We start from the raw sequence: 22,371 nt of genomic DNA, 5'->3' as shown, positions 1-22,371 counted from the left end.
GCCTAACAGAGCCTTTCTGGGGGTTGACCCCAGAAACCCCCAAGAAGACTTTCGGGCCCAACAAGGAGAGCAGGGAACCCAGATGGCGGAGCTCACGATCCGGCCGGAGGAGATCCGGGACGCGCTGGAGACCTTTGTCCAGTCGTACAAGCCGGACGCCGCCTCGCGCGAGGAGGTCGGCACGGTCAGCGTTGCCGGAGACGGCATCGCGAAGGTCGAGGGTCTGCCCTCGGCCATGGCGAACGAGCTGCTGAAGTTCGAGGACGGCACCCTCGGTCTCGCCCTCAACCTGGAAGAGCGCGAGATCGGCGCGATCGTCCTCGGCGAGTTCAACGGAATCGAGGAGGGCCAGCCGGTGCAGCGCACCGGCGAGGTGCTCTCCGTCGCGGTCGGCGAGGGCTACCTGGGCCGGGTCGTGGACCCGCTCGGCACCCCGATCGACGGCCTCGGCGAGATCGAGACCGACGGCCGCCGCGCCCTTGAACTGCAGGCCCCCACGGTCATGCAGCGCAAGTCGGTGCACGAGCCGATGCAGACCGGCCTCAAGGCCGTGGACGCGATGACCCCGATCGGCCGCGGCCAGCGCCAGCTCATCATCGGCGACCGGCAGACCGGCAAGACCGCCCTGGCGATCGACACGATCATCAACCAGCGCGACAACTGGCGTTCCGGCGACCCGAAGAAGCAGGTCCGCTGCATCTACGTCGCCATCGGCCAGAAGGGCTCCACCATCGCGGGCGTGCGCGCCTCGCTGGAGGAGGCCGGCGCCCTGGAGTACACGACGATCGTCGCCGCCCCGGCGTCCGACCCGGCCGGCTTCAAGTACCTCGCCCCGTACACCGGTTCTGCCATCGGCCAGCACTGGATGTACCAGGGCAAGCACGTACTGATCGTCTTCGACGACCTGAGCAAGCAGGCCGACGCCTACCGCGCGGTCTCCCTGCTGCTGCGCCGTCCGCCGGGCCGCGAGGCCTACCCGGGCGACGTCTTCTACCTGCACTCCCGCCTGCTGGAGCGCTGCGCCAAGCTCTCCGACGACCTGGGCGCCGGTTCGATGACCGGTCTGCCGATCGTCGAGACCAAGGCGAACGACGTGTCGGCGTTCATCCCGACCAACGTCATCTCCATCACCGACGGCCAGTGCTTCCTGGAGTCGGACCTGTTCAACGCCGGTCAGCGCCCCGCGCTGAACGTCGGTATCTCGGTCTCCCGCGTCGGCGGCTCCGCGCAGATCAAGGCCATGAAGGGCGTGGCCGGACGGCTGCGCGTGGACCTGGCCCAGTTCCGCGAGCTGGAGGCGTTCGCCGCCTTCGGTTCCGACCTGGACGCGGCGTCCAAGGCCCAGCTCGAGCGCGGCCAGCGGATGGTCGAGCTGCTCAAGCAGGGCCAGTACGCGCCGTACGCGATCGAGGACCAGGTCGTCTCCATCTGGGCCGGCACCACCGGCAAGCTGGACGACGTACCGGTCGAGGACGTCCGCCGCTTCGAGCGCGAGCTGCTCGACTACCTGCACCGCGAGCACAAGTCGCTGCTCACCGCGATCGTCGAGACCGGCAAGCTGCCGGACGAGACCGTCGAGGTGCTCACCGACGCGGTCGCCGCCTTCAAGAAGCAGTTCGAGACGTCCTCGGGCGCGCTGCTGGTCGAGGGCTGATCGCATGGGCGCACAGATTCGGGTTTACAAGCGCCGGATCAAGTCCGTCACCGCCACGAAGAAGATCACCAAGGCGATGGAGATGATCGCCGCCTCGCGCATCGTCAAGGCGCAGCGCCAGGTGGCGGCCTCGTCCCCGTACGCCGATGAACTGACCCGTGCGGTCACGGCGGTGGCGACCGGCTCCAACACCAAGCACCCGCTGACCACCGAGGCCGAGAACCCGACCCGCGCCGCGGTCCTGCTCGTCACGAGCGACCGCGGTCTGGCGGGCGGTTACTCGTCCAACGCGATCAAGGCGGCCGACCGGCTCATCGAGCGGCTGCGCGCGGAGGGCAAGGAAGTCGACTCGTACCTCATCGGCCGCAAGGCCGTGGCGTACTACAGCTTCCGCGAGCGGACGGTCGCCGAGTCCTGGACCGGCTTCTCCGACAGCCCCGGCTACGGCGACGCCAAGAAGGTCGCGGCGCCGCTGATCGAGTCGGTGCTCAAGGACACGGCCGACGGTGGCGTGGACGAACTGCACATCGTCTTCACGGAGTTCGTGTCGATGATGACGCAGTCCCCGGTCGACGCCAGGCTGCTGCCGCTCTCGCTGGACGAGACGGCCGCCGCCGGTGCCGAGGAGCGGGCCGCCAAGGGCGAGATCCTGCCGCTCTACGAGTTCGAGCCTTCCGCCGAGGGTGTGCTGGACGCGCTGCTGCCTCGCTACGTCGAGAGCCGCATCTTCAACGCGCTGCTCCAGGCGGCGGCTTCGGAGCACGCGGCCCGCCGCCGTGCGATGAAGTCCGCGACCGACAACGCGGAAGACCTCATCAAGTCGCTCACGCGGCTTGCCAATGCGGCCCGACAGGCCGACATCACCCAGGAAATCAGCGAGATCGTCGGCGGCTCCAGTGCGCTGGCCGACGCGAACGCGGGGAGTGACTAACCACTATGACCACCACTGTTGAAACCGCTACGGCCACCGGCCGCGTCGCGCGGGTCATCGGCCCGGTCGTCGACGTGGAGTTCCCCGTCGACGCGATGCCGGAGATCTACAACGCGCTGCACGTCGACGTGGCCGACACGGGCGCCGAGTCCGGCACGAAGACGCTGACGCTGGAGGTGGCGCAGCACCTCGGCGACGGCCTGGTCCGCGCCATCTCGATGCAGCCCACCGACGGCCTGGTCCGCCAGGCCCCGGTGACCGACACCGGCGACGGCATCACGGTGCCCGTCGGCGACGTCACCAAGGGCCGGGTGTTCAACACCCTGGGCCAGATCCTGAACGAGCCGGAGGCCGAGTCCGAGGTCACCGACCGCTGGGCGATCCACCGCAAGGCGCCGAAGTTCGACGACCTCGAGTCGAAGACCGAGATGTTCGAGACCGGCCTGAAGGTCGTCGACCTGCTGACCCCGTACGTCAAGGGCGGCAAGATCGGTCTGTTCGGCGGCGCCGGTGTCGGCAAGACCGTGCTCATCCAGGAAATGATCATGCGTGTGGCCAAGCTGCACGAGGGCGTCTCGGTGTTCGCCGGTGTCGGCGAGCGCACCCGTGAGGGCAACGACCTCATCGCGGAAATGGCCGAGTCGGGCGTGCTGCCGCAGACCGCGCTGGTCTTCGGTCAGATGGACGAGCCCCCGGGCACCCGTCTGCGCGTGGCGCTGGCCGGTCTGACCATGGCGGAGTACTTCCGTGACGTGGCCAAGCAGGACGTGCTGTTCTTCATCGACAACATCTTCCGCTTCACGCAGGCCGGTTCCGAGGTCTCCACGCTGCTCGGCCGTATGCCGTCCGCGGTGGGTTACCAGCCGAACCTGGCCGACGAGATGGGTCAGCTCCAGGAGCGGATCACCTCGACGCGTGGTCACTCGATCACCTCGATGCAGGCGATCTACGTCCCCGCGGACGACCTGACCGACCCAGCCCCGGCGACCACCTTCGCCCACCTCGACGCGACGACCGTGCTTTCGCGGCCGATCTCGGAGAAGGGCATCTACCCCGCGGTGGACCCGCTGGACTCCACGTCCCGCATCCTGGACCCGCGCTACATCGCGCAGGACCACTACGACTGCGCCATGCGCGTCAAGGGAATCCTGCAGAAGTACAAGGACCTCCAGGACATCATCTCCATCCTCGGCATCGACGAGCTGGGCGAAGAGGACAAGCTCACCGTCTTCCGCGCCCGCCGGATCGAGCGCTTCCTGTCGCAGAACACCCACGCGGCGAAGCAGTTCACCGGTGTCGACGGCTCCGACGTGTCGCTGGACGAGTCGATCTCCGCGTTCAACGCCATCGCCGACGGTGAGTACGACCACTTCCCGGAGCAGGCGTTCTTCATGTGCGGTGGCCTGGACGACCTCAAGGCCAACGCGGCGAAGCTCGGCGTCAACTGACGCGGGAGCCTCGCGCAGGCCGCGCGTCCGCGTCGGTAGGAGCGCGCGCGACAGCGTAAAAGGGGGGCGGTGAGTCCCGTGGCGAAGCCCCGGGGCGCCCGCCCCCTCTCGCACCCCTTATTCTGTGTCTTACGCATCCACTGAGGACGGTGGGTGCCAACCCGAGGAGCCGTCTTGGCCGATCTTCACGTCGAGCTGGTCGCCGCGGACCGTAGTGTCTGGTCCGGCGAGGCCACCATGGTCATCGCCCGTACCACGTCGGGTGACATCGGCATCATGCCGGGACACGAGCCGCTCCTCGGGGTGCTCCAGTCCGGCCCGGTGACGGTGCGCACCTCTGACGGCGGCACTGTCGTGGCCGCCGTGCACGGTGGCTTCATCTCCTTCTCCGACGACAAGCTCTCGATTCTCGCGGAGATCGCGGAGCTGGCGGACGAGATCGATGTGGCGCGCGCCGAGCGTGCTCTTGAGCGGTCGAAGTCGGAGACCGACGCCGCGGCCGAGCGCCGTGCCGAGGTCCGGCTCGCCGCCGCCGCGGGAGCGCACTGACCGGACCGCAGGACGGTCCGCGGGTCGGCGCGACCGGCTGACCGGGCAACCGCACCACCACAACCGCATCAGCAGACGTACCAGGCGTGACCGAACGACCACGGTGCCGCGGACTGCCCTCCTGGGGCGGTCCGCGGCTCCGGTACAGCAAGGGCAGTAACCCATTTCTAGGCGAGGAGGTCGGTGGACGTGATCCTCTCCTTTGAGGTGGGTGGCGCGGTGATCGCCGCCGCGCTGCTCGGACTCTTCGTCTTCGGACTGCGCCGCCGGCTGATCCAACGGCCAGGCGGCACTTTCGACTGCAGCCTGCGCCCCGCTCCCGAGCAGGACGCGGAGCCGGCCGGCGGCGGCAAGGGCTGGGTGTACGGAGTCGCGCGCTACAGCGGTGACCGGGTGGAGTGGTTCCGGGTCTTCTCGTACGCGCCCCGCCCGCGGCGGGTGCTGTTGCGTCCGGCGATCGAGGTACTGGGGCGCCGGGACCCGCAGGGCTCGGAGGAGCTGGCCCTGCTGTCGGACGCGGTGGTGCTCTCCTGCGAGCATCAGGGCACCCGGCTTGAGCTGGCGATGAGCGACGACGCCCTGACGGGTTTCCTCGCCTGGCTCGAAGCGGCGCCGCCCGGCCAGCGGGTCAACGTGGCGTAGCACCTGTTCCTTGCCGTGCCTCTGGGAGGCGCGGCTTCGCGCGTTTCAGGGCCGGTGCGTCGCTCGGCGCGGGTTTCGGCCGGGCGGATTCGCGGGCGGATTCCCGGGCGCGCCCGGTGAGGACCGGAGGCCGACGGGCGGCGGTGTCGACCCCCGGCCGTATGGGTCAGCCGGAGCCTAGAAAGGTCTGGACCACCGGTCAAGAGGTCTGGACCATGTCGACCCCTGGTGTCAGCGGTTCTCGCCGGGGATCCACAGGACGTCCCCGCGGGACTTGTTGGCGGTGCGGGCGAGGATGAACAGCAGGTCGGAGAGCCGGTTCAGGTAGGTCGCGGTGAGCGGGTTCATCGTGTCCGCGTGGTCCTCCAGAGCGGCCCAGGTGGAGCGTTCGGCGCGGCGGACGATGGTGCACGCCTGGTGGAGCAGGGCCGCGCCGGGCGTGCCGCCGGGGAGGATGAAGCTGCGGAGCTTCTCCAGATCGGCGAGGAAGCGGTCGCACTCCTCCTCCAGCCGGTCGACATAGGTCTGCTCGACCCGCAGCGGCGGGTACTCCGGGTCGGGGACCACCGGAGTGGCGAGGTCGGCGCCGACGTCGAAGAGGTCGTTCTGCACGCGCACCAGGACGGTGGCGACCTCCTCGGGCAGCGCGCCGAGCGCGAGCGCCACACCGAGCGCGGCGTTGGCCTCGTTGGCGTCGGCGTAGGCGGCGATCCGGCTGTCGGTCTTCGCGGTCCGGCTCATGTCGCCGAGCGCCGTGGTGCCGTCGTCGCCGGTACGGGTGTAGATGCGGGTGAGGTTGACCATACGGTCGAGCGTAGAGCGTGCCCGCCCGACGGGCCGTCTCCCGCCCCCGTCCGACGGCCGGTTGACGCCCAGTGCGACGAAGGACACACGGTGACACCGCTTACTTCCTGCTGCGCGCGGAGGTGAACGGGCGTTAAGGTCCGGCGAGATCAGCGAATTCGGCCAGTCGGCCGCAATGGCTCGGCCCCAATGGAGAGGTGTGTGCCGTGGCGAAGAAGCTCGCCGTCGTCGGAGCGGGACTGATGGGCTCCGGTATCGCGCAGGTGTCGGCCCAGGCGGGGTACGACGTGGTCCTGCGGGACGTCACCGACGCGGCGCTCAAGCGCGGCACCGACGGCATCCGCGCCTCGTACGAGAAGTTCGTCTCCAAGGGCAAGCTGGACGCGGCGGACGCCGAGGCGGCGCTGGCCAGGATCACCGCGACCACCGACCTCGACGCCGCCGCGGACGCGGACATCGTCGTGGAGGCCGTCTTCGAGCGGATCGAGGTCAAGCAGGAGATCTTCCGCGCCCTCGACACGATCGTGCGCGACGACGCGGTCCTCGCCTCCAACACCTCCGCGATCCCGATCACCAAGATCGCCGCCGTCACCCGCAACCCCGAACGCGTCGTCGGCACCCACTTCTTCTCGCCGGTCCCGCTGATGCAGCTCTGCGAACTCGTCCGCGGCTACAAGACCAGCGACGCCACGCTGGAGCGCGCCCGCGCCTTCGCCGAGGAGATCGGCAAGACCTGCGTCGTCGTCAACCGCGACGTGGCGGGCTTCGTCACCACCCGGCTGATCTCGGCCTTGGTCGTCGAGGCCGTCAAGCTCTACGAGTCGGGCGTCGCCTCCGCCGAGGACATCGACATCGCCTGCAAGCTCGGCTTCGGCCACGCGATGGGCCCGCTCGCCACCGCCGACCTCACCGGCGTGGACATCCTGCTGCACGCCGCGGGCAACATCTACACCGAGTCGCAGGACGAGAAGTTCGCGCCGCCGGAGATCATGCGCCGCATGGTCGACGCGGGCGACCTCGGCCGCAAGAGCGGCAAGGGCTTCTACTCGTACTGAGTTTCCACCCGCACCGGGGCACCGTACGGAACGCGCATCCTGGGCACGCGTACTAAACAACGTCACCCCCAGGAGTGAATTCGGTATCGGTTCGCTCACAGACGGCAACTTCTCCATACGACGGACCGTCAGTTGTGTGAAGACATACGGATGATCCGTGCCGTCGCCGTCCCGCGGCGGCCATGCCATGAGCCGGGCCCACGAGCCGGCACTCCTCGGGGAGCGACTATGCACATCAAGGGCGACCACGCCGAGCTGGTCGTCGGGGGCCGCCTCGACGTCCGGAGCGCGGCGGACGCCCGTTCGGCCCTGCACACCGCCGTCGACTCCGGCCGCGGGGACCTGGTGCTCGATCTCACGGAGCTGGACTCGTGGGACGCCACCGGTCTCGGCGTGATCATGGGCGCCCACCGCAGAGCGGGCCGCGCCAACCGGAGGCTCGTGCTGCGCGGGGTCCCGCCGCGAATGCAGCGCCTGCTGGTCGCCACCCGGCTGCACCGAATCCTCGCGATCGAGGCCGAAAGGTGACGTAAGGGCGGCACCGTGGCCCCGGCACTTCATGAATACTGTGGCAGCCTTTAGAGTTTGCCGCAGATTGCCAGCAGGCGTGCCACCCCGTACGCCAGAAAAGGGGAATCGGGCCGGGTCCGGCAGCGGACACAGGGCGGCCCGATCGGGCCCCCGCACGTCACGCACCTGGGGGGCGTACGAGATGGACCACCGCACCGGCGAGTCGGGCGAACGCCCGATACCGGACGTCGACGACCTGACGGTCGCCGACGCCGACGCGCGCCCCGCCACCGGCCCCGACTTCGGCCAGGGCGTCGAATTCGGGCACGGCGCGGACTTCGCCGCCGACTTCGGCCCGGCCCCCACGCCCGGCCCGGGAACCGGCTTCGGCTCCGACTTCGCCGCGGGCTCCGGCTCCGATTTCAGTGCCCCCGCCGACCACGGCAACGGCAACGGCCCCGCCACCGGGTCCCTGCCCGCCCTCACGGACAGCACCCTGGCGCTGCGCGGCCCCCGCGCCTCCCGCGACCCGCTCACCCCGGAACTGGGCGGCACCTCCAGCGGCGGCAACGCCCGCGTGCTGCGCGTCACCACCTCCGACTATCTGCTGACCGTCAACCCGATCGACGGCACCGAGGTCACCCTCTGCCCGCCCGCCGAGCGCCCGCTGCCGCTGCGCCGCACCCCCGAGGAGCGCGTCGCGCACCTGGCCGCGGGCCGCCCGTCGCCGCCGCCGGGACCGCCCGCCCCCGAACTGCCGCTGCTGGAGCGCGACGAGGAGCGCGAGCGGCTGATCCGGCTGCTGGCCAGAGGCCGTTCCGTACGGGTCACCGGACCGTCCGGCGCGGGCCGCACCGCGCTGCTGGAATCCGTTGCCAACGCCTGCGCCGACCTCGCCCCCGACGGCGTGCTCTGGCTGTCCGGCTACCGCCGCACCCCCGCCGACGTGCTCCAGGAACTCTTCGCCACCGTCTACGCCACCGACGGCCACCGCCCCGACCGCGCGGACCTGCCGGGCCTGCTGCGCGACACCGGCGCCGTCGTCGTCATCGACGACCTGGAATTCGGCGGCGCGGGGCTGGAGGAACTGCTCTCCGCGGCCCCCGAGTGCGCCTTCCTGATGTCCGCGACACCCGACGTCACCACACCGTCCGCCGACTCGATGATCGAAGAGGTCTTCCTGTCGGGCCTGACCCGCGTCGCCTGCGTCGACCTGCTGCAATTCGTCACCGGGCGGCCCCTCGGCGAGGACGAGACCGCGTGGGCGGCCGACCTGTGGTTCGAGTCCGAGGGCCTGCCGCTGCGCTTCGTGCAGGCAGGCGCGCTGCTGCGGCAGCGGGACGCGCTGCGCCAGCCGCCCGAGCCCGACTGGGACGACTCGGTGTGGGAGAACGGCTCGCCGACCGGCCCGCAGGGCGCCGGAACGCCGCCCATACCCGACCTCACCGGCTTCGACATACTCCAGGGTCCCGACGCACCCACCGGGCACGGTGCCGAGGACCCCGCGAACGCGCTCACCGTCGGCCCGGACACCGCGGCGACCCCCGCGACACCGGAGATACCGGGGTCCGCCCCCAAGCCCGGCCCCGCCGGATACACCGGCCCGCCCGTCGACCTGCCGCTGCCGTCGCTCGCCGAGAGCGCGGCCCCCGCGGAACTGCTCGCCAGCAGGCTGAGCGAATCGGCCCGCGAAGCCCTCGCCTTCGCCGTGGCACTCGACGGCGAGTGCCCGCACCCCTCGCACCTGCCCGCCCTCGTCGGTGACACCCACGGCGACGCGGCCCTCGGCGAACTCACCGCGGTCGGCCTGGCCGTACCGGTCTCCGCGCACTTCCGCCTCGCCGCCGGAGTCGTCCAGCAGCTCGCGCCGCGGCTCACCGCCGACGGCGAGCTGAGCGCGGTCCAGTCGCACACCGCGGCCCTGCACTACGCCTGGTGGACCGGGCACCCCTCGGTCGGCCCCGAGCGCGCCGCCGCCGAGTCCGAGGCGATCCTCGCCGCGATGTCCGCCTGCCGCGACGGCGGCAACCCCAGCGCGGCCGTCCTGCTCGCCCGCACCGTCGCGCCCGCCTTCGCCGCCGCGCTGCACTGGGGCGCCTGGGAGCGGGCACTGCGGATCGGCCAGGAGGCCGCACGGCTGTCGGGCGAGGTCGCCGAAGAGGCGTACTTCCACCACGAGCTGGGCGTCCTCGCGCTGTGCACCGGCAACACCGACCGCGCCCGCGCCGAACTGGAGGCGTCCATCGCCCTGCGCGGGGCCCTCGCCGACCGGCAGGGCACCGTCGTCGGCCGCCGTACGCTCGCGCTGGTCAACGACCGTGACGGCGGCGGCCTCCCGAACCTGCCCGCGCTGCTCGAACTCCCGCCGGGCGGCTCCGGCGGTACGGCGCCGCTCGCGATCACGGCGGCCACGACGCCGCTGACGGTGATCAACAAGAGCGGCGCCCCGGCACCGCAGGGCGAGGCCGGGCGCCCCGCCACGCACCGCCGACGCCGCAATCTGGTAGTGGTCGGCACCGGCGTCGCGCTCGCGGCGGCCCTCGCCACGATCGTCACGATGGGCGCCACCTCGGGCGACGGCCCCAAGCCCAACCAGGTCCAGCCGGTCGAGTCCGCCCAGCAGGACGACCCCTCAACCGACGCCCCGACGGACGATCCCTCGACGGACGGCCCCACGGCCGCCTCGCCGTCCGCCTCCGCCACGTCCCCGACGCCGTCGACACCGGCCGGGACGACGGGCGGCCCGACAACGGCCCCCGGAGCCCCGGTCACGCCCCCTGACGGCGGCCTGACGTCGGCACCGGGCGATACGCCGACGCCGCCGCGCAACACGCAGACGTCGAGGCCGCCGACGCGTACGACAAAGCCGACGACACCCTCGACGCCGCCGACAACTCCGACGACGACGCCGCCTACGACGACTCCAGCGCCGACGGACACGACGACTCCGCCCATCGACCCCACCTCGGCCGACGTCTCCTCTCCGCCGAACCTCACCCCCTCCGGCGCCGCCCCCACCAGGACCGGCACCTTCACCCCGCCGACGACGGAAGCCGGAGCCACCGGCCCCGGAGCCACCGGCCCCGCACCCACGGACACCGTCGCGCCGACCGGCTGAGGTCAGCCGCCCTCCGCCATGGCGGCGAGGCGGCGGGCCAGGCGGGCGGCGGCCTCGCGCAGCTCCGGCGGTTCGAGCACCTCGGCCTCGAAGCCCAGCGCGGCCACGCGGGCGGCGGTCACCTCCAGGGAATCCGCGCCGATGACGAGGACGCACCAGCCGTCGCGCTCGTCGTCCTCGACGCGTCCGACCTGCGGCGGCACCATGTCGCTCACGAGCTCCGTCCGGGCGCGCAGCCGGACGCGGGCCAGGTGCGCGTACGGGGACTCGGTCACGGAGCGCCGCACGTAGGCGACCGGGTCGGGGTGCTCGCGGGGCCGGAAGCGCCAGGTGGTCGTCTGCGCGTCGCGCATCCGGTCGAGCCGGAAGGTGCGCCAGTCGTCGCGGTCGACGTCCCAGGCCATCAGGTACCAGCGGCGTCCCGTGGTGACCATCCGCACCGGCTCGACCGTACGCTCGCGCGCCGTGCCGCCGTCCCGGCCGCTGTACGCGAACCGTACGCGTACGGTGTCCCGGCAGGCCCGCGCGAAGGTCATCAGCAGGTCCGGGTCGACTTCGTCGGTGGGGCCCACCAGGGTGTCGGTGGCGCCCTGGACGGCCCGCACCTCGGCGCGCAGCCGGGGCGGCATCACCTGGTCGAGCTTGGCGAGGGCCCGCAGCGCCGCCTCGCTCGCGCCCGCGACCGTGCCGCCCGACGCCAGCCGCAGCGAGACCGCCGTCGCGATGGCCTCGTCGTCGTCCAGCAGCAGCGGCGGCAGCCGGGTGCCCGCGCCGAGCCGGTAGCCGCCGCCGACGCCCGGGACCGCGTGCACGGGGTAGCCGACCGCGCGCAGCCGCTCCACGTCGCGGCGCACCGAGCGGTCGGTGACGCCCAGCTCGGCGGCGAGTTCACCGGCCGTCCAGGACGAGCGGTGCTGGAGGAGCGACAGCAGCCGCAGCACCCGTTCGGTCGTCGCTTCTACGGTCATCGGGTGATCGTTCCACACCGCCCGGCCATCACGGAACGTACCTGTCCGCTATATGCGCCACGCTGGGATCATGAACGAGCACCAGGAAGTCCGCGACATCCAGATCACCTTCGACTGCGCCGACCCGAACGCGCTGGCCGTCTTCTGGGCCGAGGCCCTCGGCTACCGGCTCCAGGACCCGCCCGAGGGCTTCTCGTCCTGGGACGAGGCCCTGGAGTCGATGGGTGTACCGCCCGAGCTGCGCAACGAACGCTCCGCCGCCGTCGACCCCTCGGGCGTCAGGCCCCGGCTCTTCTTCCAGCGCGTCCCCGAGGGGAAGCAGGCCAAGAACCGCGTCCACCTCGACGTCCGCGCCGCCCCCGGCCTGGAGGGCGACGAGCGGATGGCGGCCCACGAGAAGGAGGCCGACCGCCTCGTCGCCCTCGGCGCCACCCGCCTCGCCCGCCACGAGCCCGCCCTCCTCAGTCCGGGCCACATCGTGATGACCGACCCGGAGGGCAACGAATTCTGCCTCGACTGACCCCCGCCCGGGCCGGCGCCCGCCTCCCGCGCCGGCTCGACTCCCTCGAAGCCGCGGACCAGCGCCGCGGGTCAAAGCGGTGAGGCAAAGGGGCGAGTCAAAGGGGCGGGCCAGCGCGGCGAGTCAAAGGGGCGGGCTAGAACAGCCGCAGCTTGTCGTCGGAGATGCCGCGCATGCCGTCGTAGTCCAGGACGACACAGCCGATGCCGCGGTCCGTGGCCAGCACGCGGGCCTGGGGCTTGATCTCCTGGGCGGCGAACACCCCGCGGACCGGGGCGAGATGGGGGTCGCGGTTGAGGAGTTCGAGGTAACGGGTGAGCTGCTCGACACCGTCGATGTCGCCGCGCCGCTTCAGCTCGACGGCGACGGTGGCGCCCGAGGCGTCGCGGCACAGGATGTCCACCGGGCCGATGGCGGTGGGGTATTCGCGGCGGATCAGGGTCCAGCCCTCGCCGAGGACTTCCATCCGGTCGGCCAGCAGCTCCTGGAGGTGCGCCTCGACACCGTCCTTGATCAGGCCGGGGTCGACACCGAGTTCGTGCGAGGAGTCGTGCAGGACCTCCTCGATGGTGATGATGAGCTGCTCACCGGCCTTGTTGACGACCGTCCAGACGCCGTCGTCGCCCTCTTTGAGCGTGCAGGGCGGGGACATCCAGTTGAGCGGCTTGTAGGCCCGGTCGTCGGCGTGCACCGACAGACTGCCGTCCGCCTTGATGAGCAGCAGCCGGGTGGCGGAGGGCAGGTGGGCGGAGAGCCGGCCCGCGTAGTCGACGGAGCAGCGGGCGATGACGAGACGCATGGTGCGCAACGCTACTGGACGCGCCGCCCCGTACGCGATTCGGCCCCGTGTGATTCACCGCCGCACGTTTCGCCCCCGCACGTCCCGTCCGCCCCTGTGCGTACGACTCCGGACGACTGCGGAAACTTGGCCGGTTAAGTGTGCTACCTCCTGGTGCGGTCGGACCAACGACCCTACGGTTGAAGCGGAGGCCGGACGTGCGGGAACGCTGGTCCGGCCGCCGGCAACCCGTCCGTCTGGCTCCGTGTGATCACGGGGTCACGAGAGGAGTACCCATGTCGCTCGACGTCTCACCGGCCCTCCTCGAACAGGCCGAGCGAGGCGAGGTCGACGAACAGGAATTCGTCGACTGCGTCAGGACGTCCCTCCCTTACGCGTGGGAGATGATCAGCTCGTTGGTGGCACAGCTCAAGGTCGACGGCGGAGCCTTCGCCGACAACCAGGTGCCGCCGCCGAGCGAGAAGGAACGCGGCCAGTTGCTCCGTGCACTGGCCAGCGACGCGATACGAGGGGCCCTACAGCGGCACTTCGGGGTGCGGCTCGCCTTCCAGAACTGCCACCGCGTGGCGGTCTTCCCACTGGACACGGTGGACCCCGGGATCGCCGAGAGCTACGGCAAGTTCACTTCCGTCAGGTCCCAAGTGCTCAACCAGTCACCGGAGTTCAGGGACTGCTGACGTAACGCCCCGCCCGGCGAACACCGCCGGTCACGGCCCTAGCGCGCACTGGGCGTCGGCACAATGCGGCCCGCTCCCGCAACCGGACCCGCCCGCGTAATCAGGCCAGTTCCGGGAGCACGTCGGCGCCCAGCCTGGCCACATTGTCCAAGGTGGCGGTGAGGTCCCCCGAGCCCTCCACCAGGAGGGCGAACCTGGTGATACCGGTCCGTTCCGCGGTCGCCGCGAGGCGGTCGGCACACAGCCGCGGCGGACCCACCGGGTGCAGATCACAGAGCAGTTCGGTGTAGGCGTGCGGGTCGCGCATGGCCCGCGCGCTGCCGTCCACCGTGCGGTGGGCGCCGAGCCCGCGCTGGAGCCAGCCGGGCATCGACTTGAGCAGCGTCTCCACCGCGTCCGACCTGGTGTCCCCGACCTGGGCCACGCCCGCCGAGACATGACCGGCGGCCGACACGGCGTCGGGGCAGTGCCCGGCGGCCAGCGCCGTCTCCCGCCAGACCGCCACCATCGCGGCCTTCTCCTCGTCCCCGCAGTGCATCCCCAGCAGCATCGGCAGCCCGCGCTCCGCGGCCAGCCGGACGGTGGCGGGGGAGGTGCAGGCGACCACGACGGGCGGGCCCGAGCCCGCCACCGGCTCCGCCGCCGGGTCGTACAGCTCGTCGGGGCGCGGTACGACGGACACCTCGCGGAAGGCGTAGCGCGGACCGTCCGCGCCGACCGCGGGCTCGCGCAGCCAGCGCAGCAGCAGGTCGAGCGATTCGGGGAAACCGGCCTCGAAGGCGGCCAGTCCGGTGCCGAAGACCTCCAGGTCCACCCACGGGCCGCCGCGGCCGACCCCGAGGGTGAAGCGTCCGCCGGACGCCAGGTGCAGCAGCGCGGCCTGTTCGCCCAGCGCCACCGGATGCGCGGTCGGCAGCACGCTCACCGCGGTGCCCACGCCGATCCGCCGCGTACGCCCGAGCAGCAGCCCGGCGAGGGTGACGGCCGACGGGCACACGCCGTACGGGACGAAGTGGTGCTCTGCCAGCCATACCGTGTCAAGTCCCGCGGCGTCAGCGGCCTCGGCCGAGGATATCGCCCGGTGCAGCGCCTCTCCCTGGCCCTGACCGGGGAACTGGGCCGCTATGACGAAAGTCCCAACTCGCATTGCTCATCCCTCCTCCCTTGGTAACGCTTGGCACGTGCCAAAGGCACGGCTTTCTGGGACGTTTTCATGATTTTCGGCAGTCATATCGGAGATGAGCCGTTCTGGTGTGCGCGAGGCGGGTGTTCCGGTATGGACCGACCGGCCGCGTACCCTTGACGGAGAGTCCGCGAAGCCCAGCAGAGCGCGAGGTGTCCCGTGTCGCCGCGTCGAAACCGCCCGCCCGGCGGAGGCCGCCCCGCCGACCGTACGGAGCAGCAGGAGTCGGGGTTCGGCGCCGGCAGCACCGTGGAGTGGCAGGGCGAGGAGTGGGTGGTGCGCCCGGTCGCGGGCAGCGCCTCCGGCAAGCACTACCGCTGCCCCGGCTGCGACCAGGAGATCCCGCCCGGCGTCGGGCACGTGGTGGCCTGGCGGGAGTACGGGGGAGTGGACGACCGGCGGCACTGGCACCGGGCGTGCTGGAACGCGAGGGACCGCCGCACCAGCAAGGTGCAGCGGTCCCGTAACGCCCCCCGGCACTGAACCGGGGCCATGTCCGGCGGCGGCTGAAGCGGCTGAGCCGTCCGGTACGCCTCGGGCGGCGCCGGTGTTCAGACGTTCCTGGCGCTCAGACGTTGCTGACGCTCAGACGCCCCTGACGCTCAGACGTCCCTGCTGTTGAGGGTCGCGTACGCCGCTCCCAGCAGCACCGCCGTGACGCAGGCCAGCGTGATGAGCTGGGGCAGGCCGTTCTGGTCGCCCTCGCCGATCATCGGGAAGTGGTACAGCGAGGCCAGCGAGTTGGGCGCGGAGAACCGCACCAGCTTGTCGCGGGCCCCGTCCAGGCTGGACGGCAGGAAGATCGCGATCAGCAGCGGCAGCAGGACGACGCCCAGCATGGTGGTGATCGCCCCGGCCGAGTGCCGCAGCAGCGTGCCGACGGCGAGCGCCAGCAGGCCGAGCAGCGCCACGTAGAGGCCGACGCCGACGGTCGCGCCCAGCCATTCGGTGCCGCTCGCGGCGGTCACGCCGTCCTTGATGACGACGCCCGGGTGCGGGTCCTCCAGGTCGTATCCGGAGACCCGCTTGCCGGACATCACGCTCCAACTGATGAGCGCGGTCATCGTGCAGGCGACCGTGGTGGTCACGAAAGACAGCAGGAAGAAGACGATCGCCTTCGCCGTCAGGACCCGCGAGCGCCGCGGGCACGCGGTCAGGGTGGTACGGATCATGCCGGTGCCGTACTCGGAGGTGATCACCAGCACGCCCAGCGTGATGATCGCCAACTGGCCCAGGATCAGGCCGAACAGGCCGGGCGCGAGCACCGGCACGCTGGTGTCGTTGCTGTGGTCGATCGGCACGACCACCAGCAGATTGATGCCGATGACCAGGACAAGCATCACGCCGAGCGTCCACACCGTGGAGCGCACCGTGCGGATCTTCGTCCACTCCGAGCGCACCGCCTGCCCGAGGGTGGTCTGCGCGACCGGCAACTGCGAGGCGAACTGCGGCTGCGGCGGCTGCTGTTGCTGGTAGCCGCCGCGGGGGGCGGAGGCCGGGAACTGGGCCGGGGCGGTCATCGGGCGTCCTCGCTGTCGGACTTGTCCATGTTCAGGGCGGCGGGTGCGGGCGGTGCGGCGGGTGCGGCGGGCTGAGGCGCGGGTGCGGCGGGTGCGGCGGGCTGAGGCGCGGGAGCGGCGGGAGCGGCCGGCGGCGGCTGGGGAGCGTACGACTGCTGCGGTACGGGCGCGGCCATCGGCTGCTGCTGGTACCCCCAGCCGGGCTGCTGCTGCCCGTAACCCGGCTGCCCGTAAGGCTGTTGCTGCCCGTACGGCTGCTGCCAGCCCTGCGCTCCCGGCGGCGGCGCGTAGCCGCCGGGGCCCTGGACGGCGTACGGCGCCGCGTGCTGGAGGCCCTGGCGCGGGTCCTGCGTCGAGCGGTAGTCGACCGCGCCGCTGGTCAGGCGCATGTACGCCTCCTCCAACGACGCCTGGTGCGGCGACAGTTCCCAGATCCGGACCTCGGCGTCGTACGCGATGTCGCTGATCCTGGGCAGTTCGAGGCCGGTGACGCGCAGCGCGCCGTCCTGCTCCGGCTGTACGGCGGCGCCCGCGTCGGTGAGCGCCTTGCTGAACTTCTCCCGCTCACCGCCCTCGGCGGGCGTGCGGACCAGCGCGTAGCCGGTCGAGTGGTGCGCGATGAAGTCCTTGACGCTCATGTCGGCGAGCAGTTGGCCGCGGCCGATGACGATGAGGTGGTCGGCGGTCAGCGCCATCTCGCTCATCAGGTGGCTGGAGACGAAGACCGTACGGCCCTCGCTCGCCAGCTTGCGCATCAGATTGCGCACCCAGTGGATGCCCTCGGGGTCGAGGCCGTTGACCGGCTCGTCGAAGAGCAGCACCTCCGGGTCGCCGAGCAGCGCGCCCGCGATGCCGAGCCGCTGGCCCATGCCCAGCGAGAAGCCCTTCGAGCGGCGGGAGGCCACGTCCTGGAGGCCGACGACGCCCAGCACCTCGTCGACCCTGCGGGCCGGGATGCCGGAGAGCTGCGCCACGCAGAGCAGGTGCTGGCGGGCGCTGCGGCCCCCGTGCACCGCCTTGGCGTCCAGCAGCGCGCCCACCTTGCGCGGCGCGTTCGGCAGCCGCCGGTACGGCACTCCGCCGATGGTCACCTGGCCGGAGGTCGGCTCGTCCAGGCCCAGGATCATCCGCATCGTCGTGGACTTGCCCGAGCCGTTCGGGCCGAGGAATCCGGTGACGGTGCCAGGCCGTACCTGGAACGACAGGTTGTACACGGCTGTTTTCGCGCCGTACTGCTTGGTCAGGCCGACTGCCTGGATCATGCTCCGCCCCTCGCTGCAACGGAGGCGACTCGCCCCCGTGAGGGAGGAAGCGTAGCCGGTGGGGGTTGGTTCCCCCCACAGTCCCCCAGAGTTGCACCCGGGAGGTGCCCCCATTGCGACAATCGGGACTCGGCCGACGTGCGGGGCCGCCCGGGAGGCGGCCCCCTACCGCGTCAGGCGTCGCGCTTGGCCAGCACCACGTAACCGCCGACCAGCGCCACGATCACCCAGATCGCCATGATGCCGATACCGCCCCAGGGGCCGTACGCGGTGTGGTCGCCCGAATCCGGCACCACCTGCATGATCTTCTGGCCCGCCTGGTCGGGGAGGTACCTGGCGAACGTCTTCACCTTCGGCACCGCCGACAGGATCGGCGAGACCAGGAAGAAGAACGGCATCAGGATGCCCAGACCCAGCATCGGGCTGCGCATCATCGCGGCGGCGCCGACGCACAGCAGCACCATCAGCGTCATGTAGAGCCCCGCGCCGAAGACGGCCCGCAGCACCCCCGAGTCGCTGATCGACGTCTTGTGCGAGCCGAGCAGCGCCTGGCCGAGGAAGAACGCGACGAAGCTGGTGGCCATGCCGACCACCAGGCCCAGCAGGCCCGCGATGGCGACCTTGCAGAAGTAGAACATCCCGCGCTGCGGGACGGCCGCAAGCGAGGTGCGGATCATGCCGGTGCTGTACTCGCTGGAGATCACCAGCACACCGAAGACGATCAGTGCCAACTGGCCGAGCGACATGCCGAAGAAGCTGGTGTTCGTGGCGTCGAAGGTCGCCCTGTCCGTGGCGGACCTGTCGTGGAAGGTGTTGTTGACCACCAGACAGATCAGCGCGCCCAGACCCACGGTGACGATGAAGGCGAGCGCCAGCGTCCAGACCGTGGAACGTACCGACTTGATCTTCGTCCACTCCGACTGGAGGACGGCGGTAGGAGACGCCATGTCAGTTCCCCTTCCCGGAGCCGGAGTTGCGCCAGTCCGCACCCCACTGCGGGGCGGGGGCGCCGGGTTGCGGCGCGGCACCACCCGGACCGGGCGGCGGCGCGAGCACACCGCCCGCGTGGTACTCCACCGAGTCCGCGGTGAGCTGCATGAACGCTTCCTCCAACGATGCCCGCTGCGGGCTGAGTTCGTGCAGCACCACCTGATGCTGCGCGGCCAGCTCGCCGAGCTGCGCCGTGTCGCCGTCCTGGATCTCGAACGTGCCGTCGCTCGTGGTCACCGGGGTGAACCCCGCCGTGGCCAGCACGTCCTTCAGCCGCTCCGGCTGGGGGGTGCGAATCCGCACGTAGGAGCGGGAGTTCTTCTCGATGAAGTCGGCCATCGAGGTGTCGGCCATCAGCCGGCCGCGGCCGATCACGATCAGATGCTCGGCGGTCAGCGCCATCTCGCTCATCAGGTGGCTGGAGACGAAGACCGTACGGCCCTGCGCGGCCAGCCCCTTCATGAGGTTGCGGATCCAGTGGATGCCCTCGGGGTCGAGACCGTTGACCGGCTCGTCGAACATCAGGATCTCGGGGTCGCCGAGCAGCGCCCCCGCGATGCCGAGCCGCTGGCCCATGCCCAGCGAGAAGCCCTTGGAACGTTTCTTCGCCACGGCCGTCAGACCGACCGTCTCCAGCACCTCGTCCACCCGGTGCCGCGGAATGCGGTTGGACTGCGCCAGGCACAGCAGATGGTTGTACGCCGTCCGCCCGCCGTGGATGGCCTTGGCGTCCAGCAGTGCGCCGATGTACTTCAGCGGCTCGCTGAGCTGCGCGTAGTGCTGACCGTCGATGCGTACGTTGCCCGAGGTCGGGTTGTCCAGCCCGAGCATCATGCGCATCGTCGTGGACTTGCCCGCGCCGTTGGGCCCGAGGAAGCCGGTCACCACGCCGGGGCGCACGGTGAAGGTCAGATTGTCGACGGCGGTCTTGTCCCCGTACCGCTTGGTGAGCCCCTGCAACTCAATCATGGTGGCGAGGCTAGCAACCGCCCCGGAGTAAACCGAAACCCCCGCCCGGGATGGGCGGGGGTGTCGGGCGACCCGTCGGCGAACGTTCAGCCCGTGTCCAGAGGCTTCAGCCCGTGTTCAGACGCTTTGGCCCTTCCTGCGGCCGTGGCTCCTGACCGGGCCCGAGCTTCCGATCGGGAGATCAGCGGGACTGCTGCGCCGGGACGCCACGCGAGATCGGCTCGTCGTCGGCCGGAGCACCGGCCGCGGCGACCGCGGCACCGGTCAGCGTCGCCAGCATCTCGCGGACGTTGGTGAGCTGAGCGTTGATGCTGTCGCGGCGGTTGGTGAGCGCCGCCAGCTCGCGCTCGGACTCGCTGCGGATCCGGTCGGCCTTCGCGTTCGCGTCCGCGACGATGTCCTCGGACTGACGCTGAGCGGTCTCCACCGTCTGACGCGCGCGACGCTCGGCGTCGGTGCGCAGCTTCTCCGCCTCCAGGCGGAGCTGCTCGGCGCGGTGCTCGATCTCCGCCAGGCGCTTCTCGGCCTTGGCCTGACGGCCCGCCAGGTCACGCTCGGACTGCTCGCGGCGCTTGGCCAGGTTCGTCTCGAAGTCCGCGGCGGCCTGGGCGGCCTTGGCGCGGGTCTCCTCGAAGAGGGCGTCCGCCTCCTCGCGCTTGTTCTGCGCGTCCTTCGTGGCGTCGGCGCGGAGCTGCGAAGCGTCGCCCTTCGCCTTGTCGACGATACGGACGCCCTCGTCCTCGGCCTTCGACTTGCGGTCGGCGGCGAACGCCTCCGCGTCGTTGCGCACCTGGTTGGCGGCCGACTCGGCCAGCTCGCGGTGCTGCTCGGCGGCGCGGCGGGCCTCCTCGCGCAGGTCCTTCGCCTCCTCCTCGGCGAGGCGCAGGATCTTCTCGACACGGGCACCGAGACCCGCGTACGACGGCTCCGAGTCATTGACCTGGGCCTGGGCGTTCTGGGTTTCGAGGTGCAACTCCTCGATGCGCTTCTCCAGCGCGGTGATCCTCGTCAGTGCGCTGTCACGGTCGGCGACGAGCTTCGTGATGCGGTCGTCCACCTGTCCGCGGTCGTATCCGCGCCGAACGAGCTCGAAGCCGAAGGGGGAGGAAGTGTCGCTCATGGGGATCCTGTCGATTCAGACCGGTTGAGGTGATAGGGGGAATCCTAGGGGCCCAGGCGGCGTGTCACCGAGCCATTGCCTATTAGGTATGGAGAATGTCCGCTCAATCGAGTGGAGCATCATCGATGCGCTTGCCACTCGAACGAGTGGTTCCCGCGCCCGCACCAGCGGTGACACCGCCACCGGGTGCCTCGAACGACTCCAGCGCCTCCAGCACGTCCTGGACGCGAGAGATCTCCGCGTTGATGTCTTCTCTGCGGCGCACGAGGATCTCCAGCTCTCGTCTGCCCTCGGTCACGATGCGATCGGCTTCGCTGCGGGCCTCCCCCTTGACCCGCTCGGCCTCGCGCTCGGCCTCGGCCTTCTTCTGCTCGGCCTCCTTCAGGAGGCCCTCGACCTTCTTCACCGCGGCGATACGGACCTTGCTCGCCTCGGAGGTGGCCGTGGACTTGATCTCGGCGGCCTTCTGCTCCGCCTCGGCGAGCTGCTCGGTGGCGGCGGTGACCAGCTTGTCGACCCGCTCGCCGACGGTCTTCATCGCCTCCGCGGCCTCCTTGCGGGCCCGGTCGTGCAGCTCCTCGACCTCGGACTCCACGCGCTGGCGCAGCTCCTCGGTACGTTCCCTTATGGCCGTCGCGTCGTGCCTGGCCTCGCCGAGCATGGTGTCCGCGTCGGTCCGCGCCCGCTCGACCAGGCCGTTGCCCTCCGCCGTCGCCTCGTTGACCAGCCGCTCGGCCTCGCCGCGGGCCGCGCCGACCATCGCGTCGGCCTGCTCCTCGGCCGTCGCCGCGGTCCTGCGGGCCTCCGCCTGCGCCTTGCCGATCAGCTCGTCCGCCTGCTCCGCGGCCTCGCTGCGGCGCTTGTTGGCCGCCTCGCGCGCCTCGTCGAGGACGCGCTGCGAATGCGTCCGCGCCTCCTCGGCCTCGCGCTCCGCGGTGTCCAGCGCGTCCTTGGCGAGGATACCGAGCCGTTCGGCCTCCTCGCGGGCCTTGGTGACCAACTGGTCGGCCTGGCCCGCCGCGTCGGTACGCATCCGGTTGGCGTCGTCGCGGGCCTCGGCGCGCAGCCGGTCGGACTCCTCGATCGCCTCGGTGACCGTACGGTCGGCCAACTGCCGTGCCGCGTCGGCCTCTTCCTGGCTCTCCCGGCGGATCCGCGCCGAGTCCTCCGACGCCCGCTCCCGCTCGGAGTTGGCGTCCGCGCGCAGCCGGTCCGCCTCGCCCTGGGCCTCGCCGCGCACCCGCTGGGCCGCGTGCTCGGCCGCCGAGCGGAGCCCGGCGATCTCCTCCTCGGCCTCCTGGTGCAGATGCGCGACCGAGTCGCGGACCTGCTGCGCGGTGGCCTCCGCCGCCGCGACCGCCTCCGCGGCCCGCTGGTCGGCCTCCGCGCCCAGCCGGTCGGCCTCCGCCGCCGCGTCCTCGACGCGCTTGCGGGCGGCGGCCAGCAACTCCTCGCTCTCGCGGCGGGCCTGCGCGCGCTCCTGCTCGGCCTCGCCGCGGGCGGCGCCCAGCAGCTCCTCGGCCTCGCGGCGGCGCCTGGCCGCCTCCTCCTGCGCGGCGGCCAGCGCCTCCGCGGCCTCCGTACCGAGGCGCGCGGCCGCCGCGGCGGCCGCCGCGCGGACCCGGTCCGCGGGTGCCGTGGCCGCCGCGCGC

At 71.4% G+C, this 22,371-nt stretch carries 20 protein-coding genes and 1 pseudogene; 11 read left to right on the top strand and 10 right to left on the bottom strand.

All coding sequences use genetic code 11. The features are described from left to right. Positions 1–82 precede the first annotated feature (82 nt). The 5 genes from atpA to ABZX65_RS25165 all read left to right on the top strand — a co-directional run bounded on the left by atpA (position 83) and on the right by ABZX65_RS25165 (position 5,224). The gene (gene atpA / locus ABZX65_RS25185; RefSeq protein ID WP_355344185.1) at positions 83–1,654 is read left to right on the top strand and encodes a F0F1 ATP synthase subunit alpha; all 1,572 of its coding nucleotides are present in this window, start codon (positions 83–85) and stop codon (positions 1,652–1,654) included. Positions 1,655–1,658: 4 nt separating this feature from the next. Then, positions 1,659–2,585, top strand: a complete 927-nt coding sequence (locus tag ABZX65_RS25180) for a F0F1 ATP synthase subunit gamma (protein ID WP_355344182.1) — start codon at positions 1,659–1,661, stop codon at positions 2,583–2,585. A 5-nt stretch (positions 2,586–2,590) separates the two neighbouring features. Continuing rightward, positions 2,591–4,033, top strand: a complete 1,443-nt coding sequence (gene atpD, locus ABZX65_RS25175; RefSeq protein WP_355344179.1) for a F0F1 ATP synthase subunit beta — start codon at positions 2,591–2,593, stop codon at positions 4,031–4,033. A gap of 174 nt (positions 4,034–4,207) precedes the next feature. Next, complete coding sequence (locus ABZX65_RS25170) at positions 4,208–4,582, top strand: F0F1 ATP synthase subunit epsilon (RefSeq protein ID WP_355344176.1); 375 nt, start codon at positions 4,208–4,210, stop codon at positions 4,580–4,582. A 189-nt stretch (positions 4,583–4,771) separates the two neighbouring features. Continuing rightward, the gene (locus tag ABZX65_RS25165) at positions 4,772–5,224 is read left to right on the top strand and encodes a DUF2550 domain-containing protein (RefSeq protein WP_355344173.1); all 453 of its coding nucleotides are present in this window, start codon (positions 4,772–4,774) and stop codon (positions 5,222–5,224) included. Between the two features lie 231 nt (positions 5,225–5,455). Here the strand turns inward: ABZX65_RS25165 and ABZX65_RS25160 are convergent, their stop codons facing one another. Then, positions 5,456–6,028, bottom strand: coding sequence for a cob(I)yrinic acid a,c-diamide adenosyltransferase (locus tag ABZX65_RS25160; RefSeq protein ID WP_355344170.1), 573 nt, complete (start codon positions 6,026–6,028; stop codon positions 5,456–5,458). Positions 6,029–6,234: 206 nt separating this feature from the next. On the opposite strand from ABZX65_RS25160, the gene ABZX65_RS25155 reads away from it, so the two are divergent. From ABZX65_RS25155 to ABZX65_RS25145, 3 genes are all read left to right on the top strand, one after another. Then, a complete protein-coding gene (locus ABZX65_RS25155; RefSeq protein WP_355344167.1) occupies positions 6,235–7,083 on the top strand; it encodes a 3-hydroxyacyl-CoA dehydrogenase family protein in 849 nt (282 codons plus the stop codon). A 228-nt stretch (positions 7,084–7,311) separates the two neighbouring features. Next, positions 7,312–7,611, top strand: a complete 300-nt coding sequence (locus ABZX65_RS25150; protein WP_188281939.1) for an STAS domain-containing protein — start codon at positions 7,312–7,314, stop codon at positions 7,609–7,611. 184 nt (positions 7,612–7,795) lie between these two features. After that, positions 7,796–10,711, top strand: a complete 2,916-nt coding sequence (locus ABZX65_RS25145) for an ATP-binding protein (RefSeq protein ID WP_355344163.1) — start codon at positions 7,796–7,798, stop codon at positions 10,709–10,711. Between the two features lie 2 nt (positions 10,712–10,713). On the opposite strand, the gene ABZX65_RS25140 is transcribed toward ABZX65_RS25145, so the two are convergent. Then, positions 10,714–11,679: a YafY family protein gene (locus tag ABZX65_RS25140; protein WP_355344160.1), complete on the bottom strand. Its 966-nt coding sequence runs from the start codon at positions 11,677–11,679 to the stop codon at positions 10,714–10,716. A gap of 70 nt (positions 11,680–11,749) precedes the next feature. Between ABZX65_RS25140 and ABZX65_RS25135 the strand changes: the two genes are divergently transcribed. Then, complete coding sequence (locus ABZX65_RS25135) at positions 11,750–12,199, top strand: VOC family protein (protein ID WP_355344157.1); 450 nt, start codon at positions 11,750–11,752, stop codon at positions 12,197–12,199. A 136-nt stretch (positions 12,200–12,335) separates the two neighbouring features. Here ABZX65_RS25135 and nucS read toward each other — a convergent pair whose 3' ends face one another. Then, the gene (nucS, locus tag ABZX65_RS25130; protein ID WP_355344154.1) at positions 12,336–12,998 is read right to left on the bottom strand and encodes an endonuclease NucS; all 663 of its coding nucleotides are present in this window, start codon (positions 12,996–12,998) and stop codon (positions 12,336–12,338) included. Between the two features lie 275 nt (positions 12,999–13,273). Here nucS and ABZX65_RS25125 point away from each other — a divergent pair, with 275 nt between their 5' ends. Then, complete coding sequence (locus tag ABZX65_RS25125; protein WP_188281928.1) at positions 13,274–13,675, top strand: SCO5389 family protein; 402 nt, start codon at positions 13,274–13,276, stop codon at positions 13,673–13,675. 100 nt (positions 13,676–13,775) lie between these two features. On the opposite strand, the gene ABZX65_RS25120 is transcribed toward ABZX65_RS25125, so the two are convergent. Then, entirely contained in the window at positions 13,776–14,822 is a 1,047-nt protein-coding gene (locus ABZX65_RS25120; protein WP_355344150.1) for an LLM class flavin-dependent oxidoreductase, read from the bottom strand. 195 nt (positions 14,823–15,017) lie between these two features. Here ABZX65_RS25120 and ABZX65_RS25115 point away from each other — a divergent pair, with 195 nt between their 5' ends. After that, the gene (locus tag ABZX65_RS25115) at positions 15,018–15,341 is read left to right on the top strand and encodes an ATP/GTP-binding protein (protein WP_355344147.1); all 324 of its coding nucleotides are present in this window, start codon (positions 15,018–15,020) and stop codon (positions 15,339–15,341) included. 119 nt (positions 15,342–15,460) lie between these two features. On the opposite strand, the gene ABZX65_RS25110 is transcribed toward ABZX65_RS25115, so the two are convergent. The 6 genes and pseudogenes from ABZX65_RS25110 to ABZX65_RS25085 all read right to left on the bottom strand — a co-directional run. Next, complete coding sequence (locus ABZX65_RS25110; protein WP_355344144.1) at positions 15,461–16,378, bottom strand: ABC transporter permease; 918 nt, start codon at positions 16,376–16,378, stop codon at positions 15,461–15,463. Next, positions 16,375–17,640 carry an ABC transporter ATP-binding protein gene (locus ABZX65_RS25105; RefSeq protein WP_355344141.1) on the bottom strand — a complete coding sequence of 422 codons (1,266 nt, stop codon included), beginning with the start codon at positions 17,638–17,640 and terminating at the stop codon, positions 16,375–16,377. The genes ABZX65_RS25110 and ABZX65_RS25105 overlap by 4 nt, the downstream gene beginning before the upstream one ends. Before the next feature lie 173 nt (positions 17,641–17,813). Further along, positions 17,814–18,587, bottom strand: coding sequence for an ABC transporter permease (locus ABZX65_RS25100; RefSeq protein ID WP_355344138.1), 774 nt, complete (start codon positions 18,585–18,587; stop codon positions 17,814–17,816). Position 18,588: 1 nt separating this feature from the next. Continuing rightward, on the bottom strand, positions 18,589–19,599 hold the full coding sequence (locus tag ABZX65_RS25095) for an ATP-binding cassette domain-containing protein (RefSeq protein WP_355344135.1): 1,011 nt from the start codon (positions 19,597–19,599) through the stop codon (positions 18,589–18,591). Positions 19,600–19,780: 181 nt separating this feature from the next. Continuing rightward, the gene (locus tag ABZX65_RS25090) at positions 19,781–20,719 is read right to left on the bottom strand and encodes a cellulose-binding protein (RefSeq protein WP_188281921.1); all 939 of its coding nucleotides are present in this window, start codon (positions 20,717–20,719) and stop codon (positions 19,781–19,783) included. Between the two features lie 103 nt (positions 20,720–20,822). Beyond that, a pseudogene (locus tag ABZX65_RS25085) lies at positions 20,823–22,371 on the bottom strand (hypothetical protein); the annotation flags it as partial.

The sequence above is a fragment of the Streptomyces sp. NPDC003300 genome (assembly GCF_040610915.1).
Classification (GTDB): Bacteria; Actinomycetota; Actinomycetes; order Streptomycetales; family Streptomycetaceae; genus Actinacidiphila.
The sequence above is the reverse complement of the archived record's forward strand: the minus strand, read 5'-3'. Positions and strand labels throughout refer to the sequence as shown.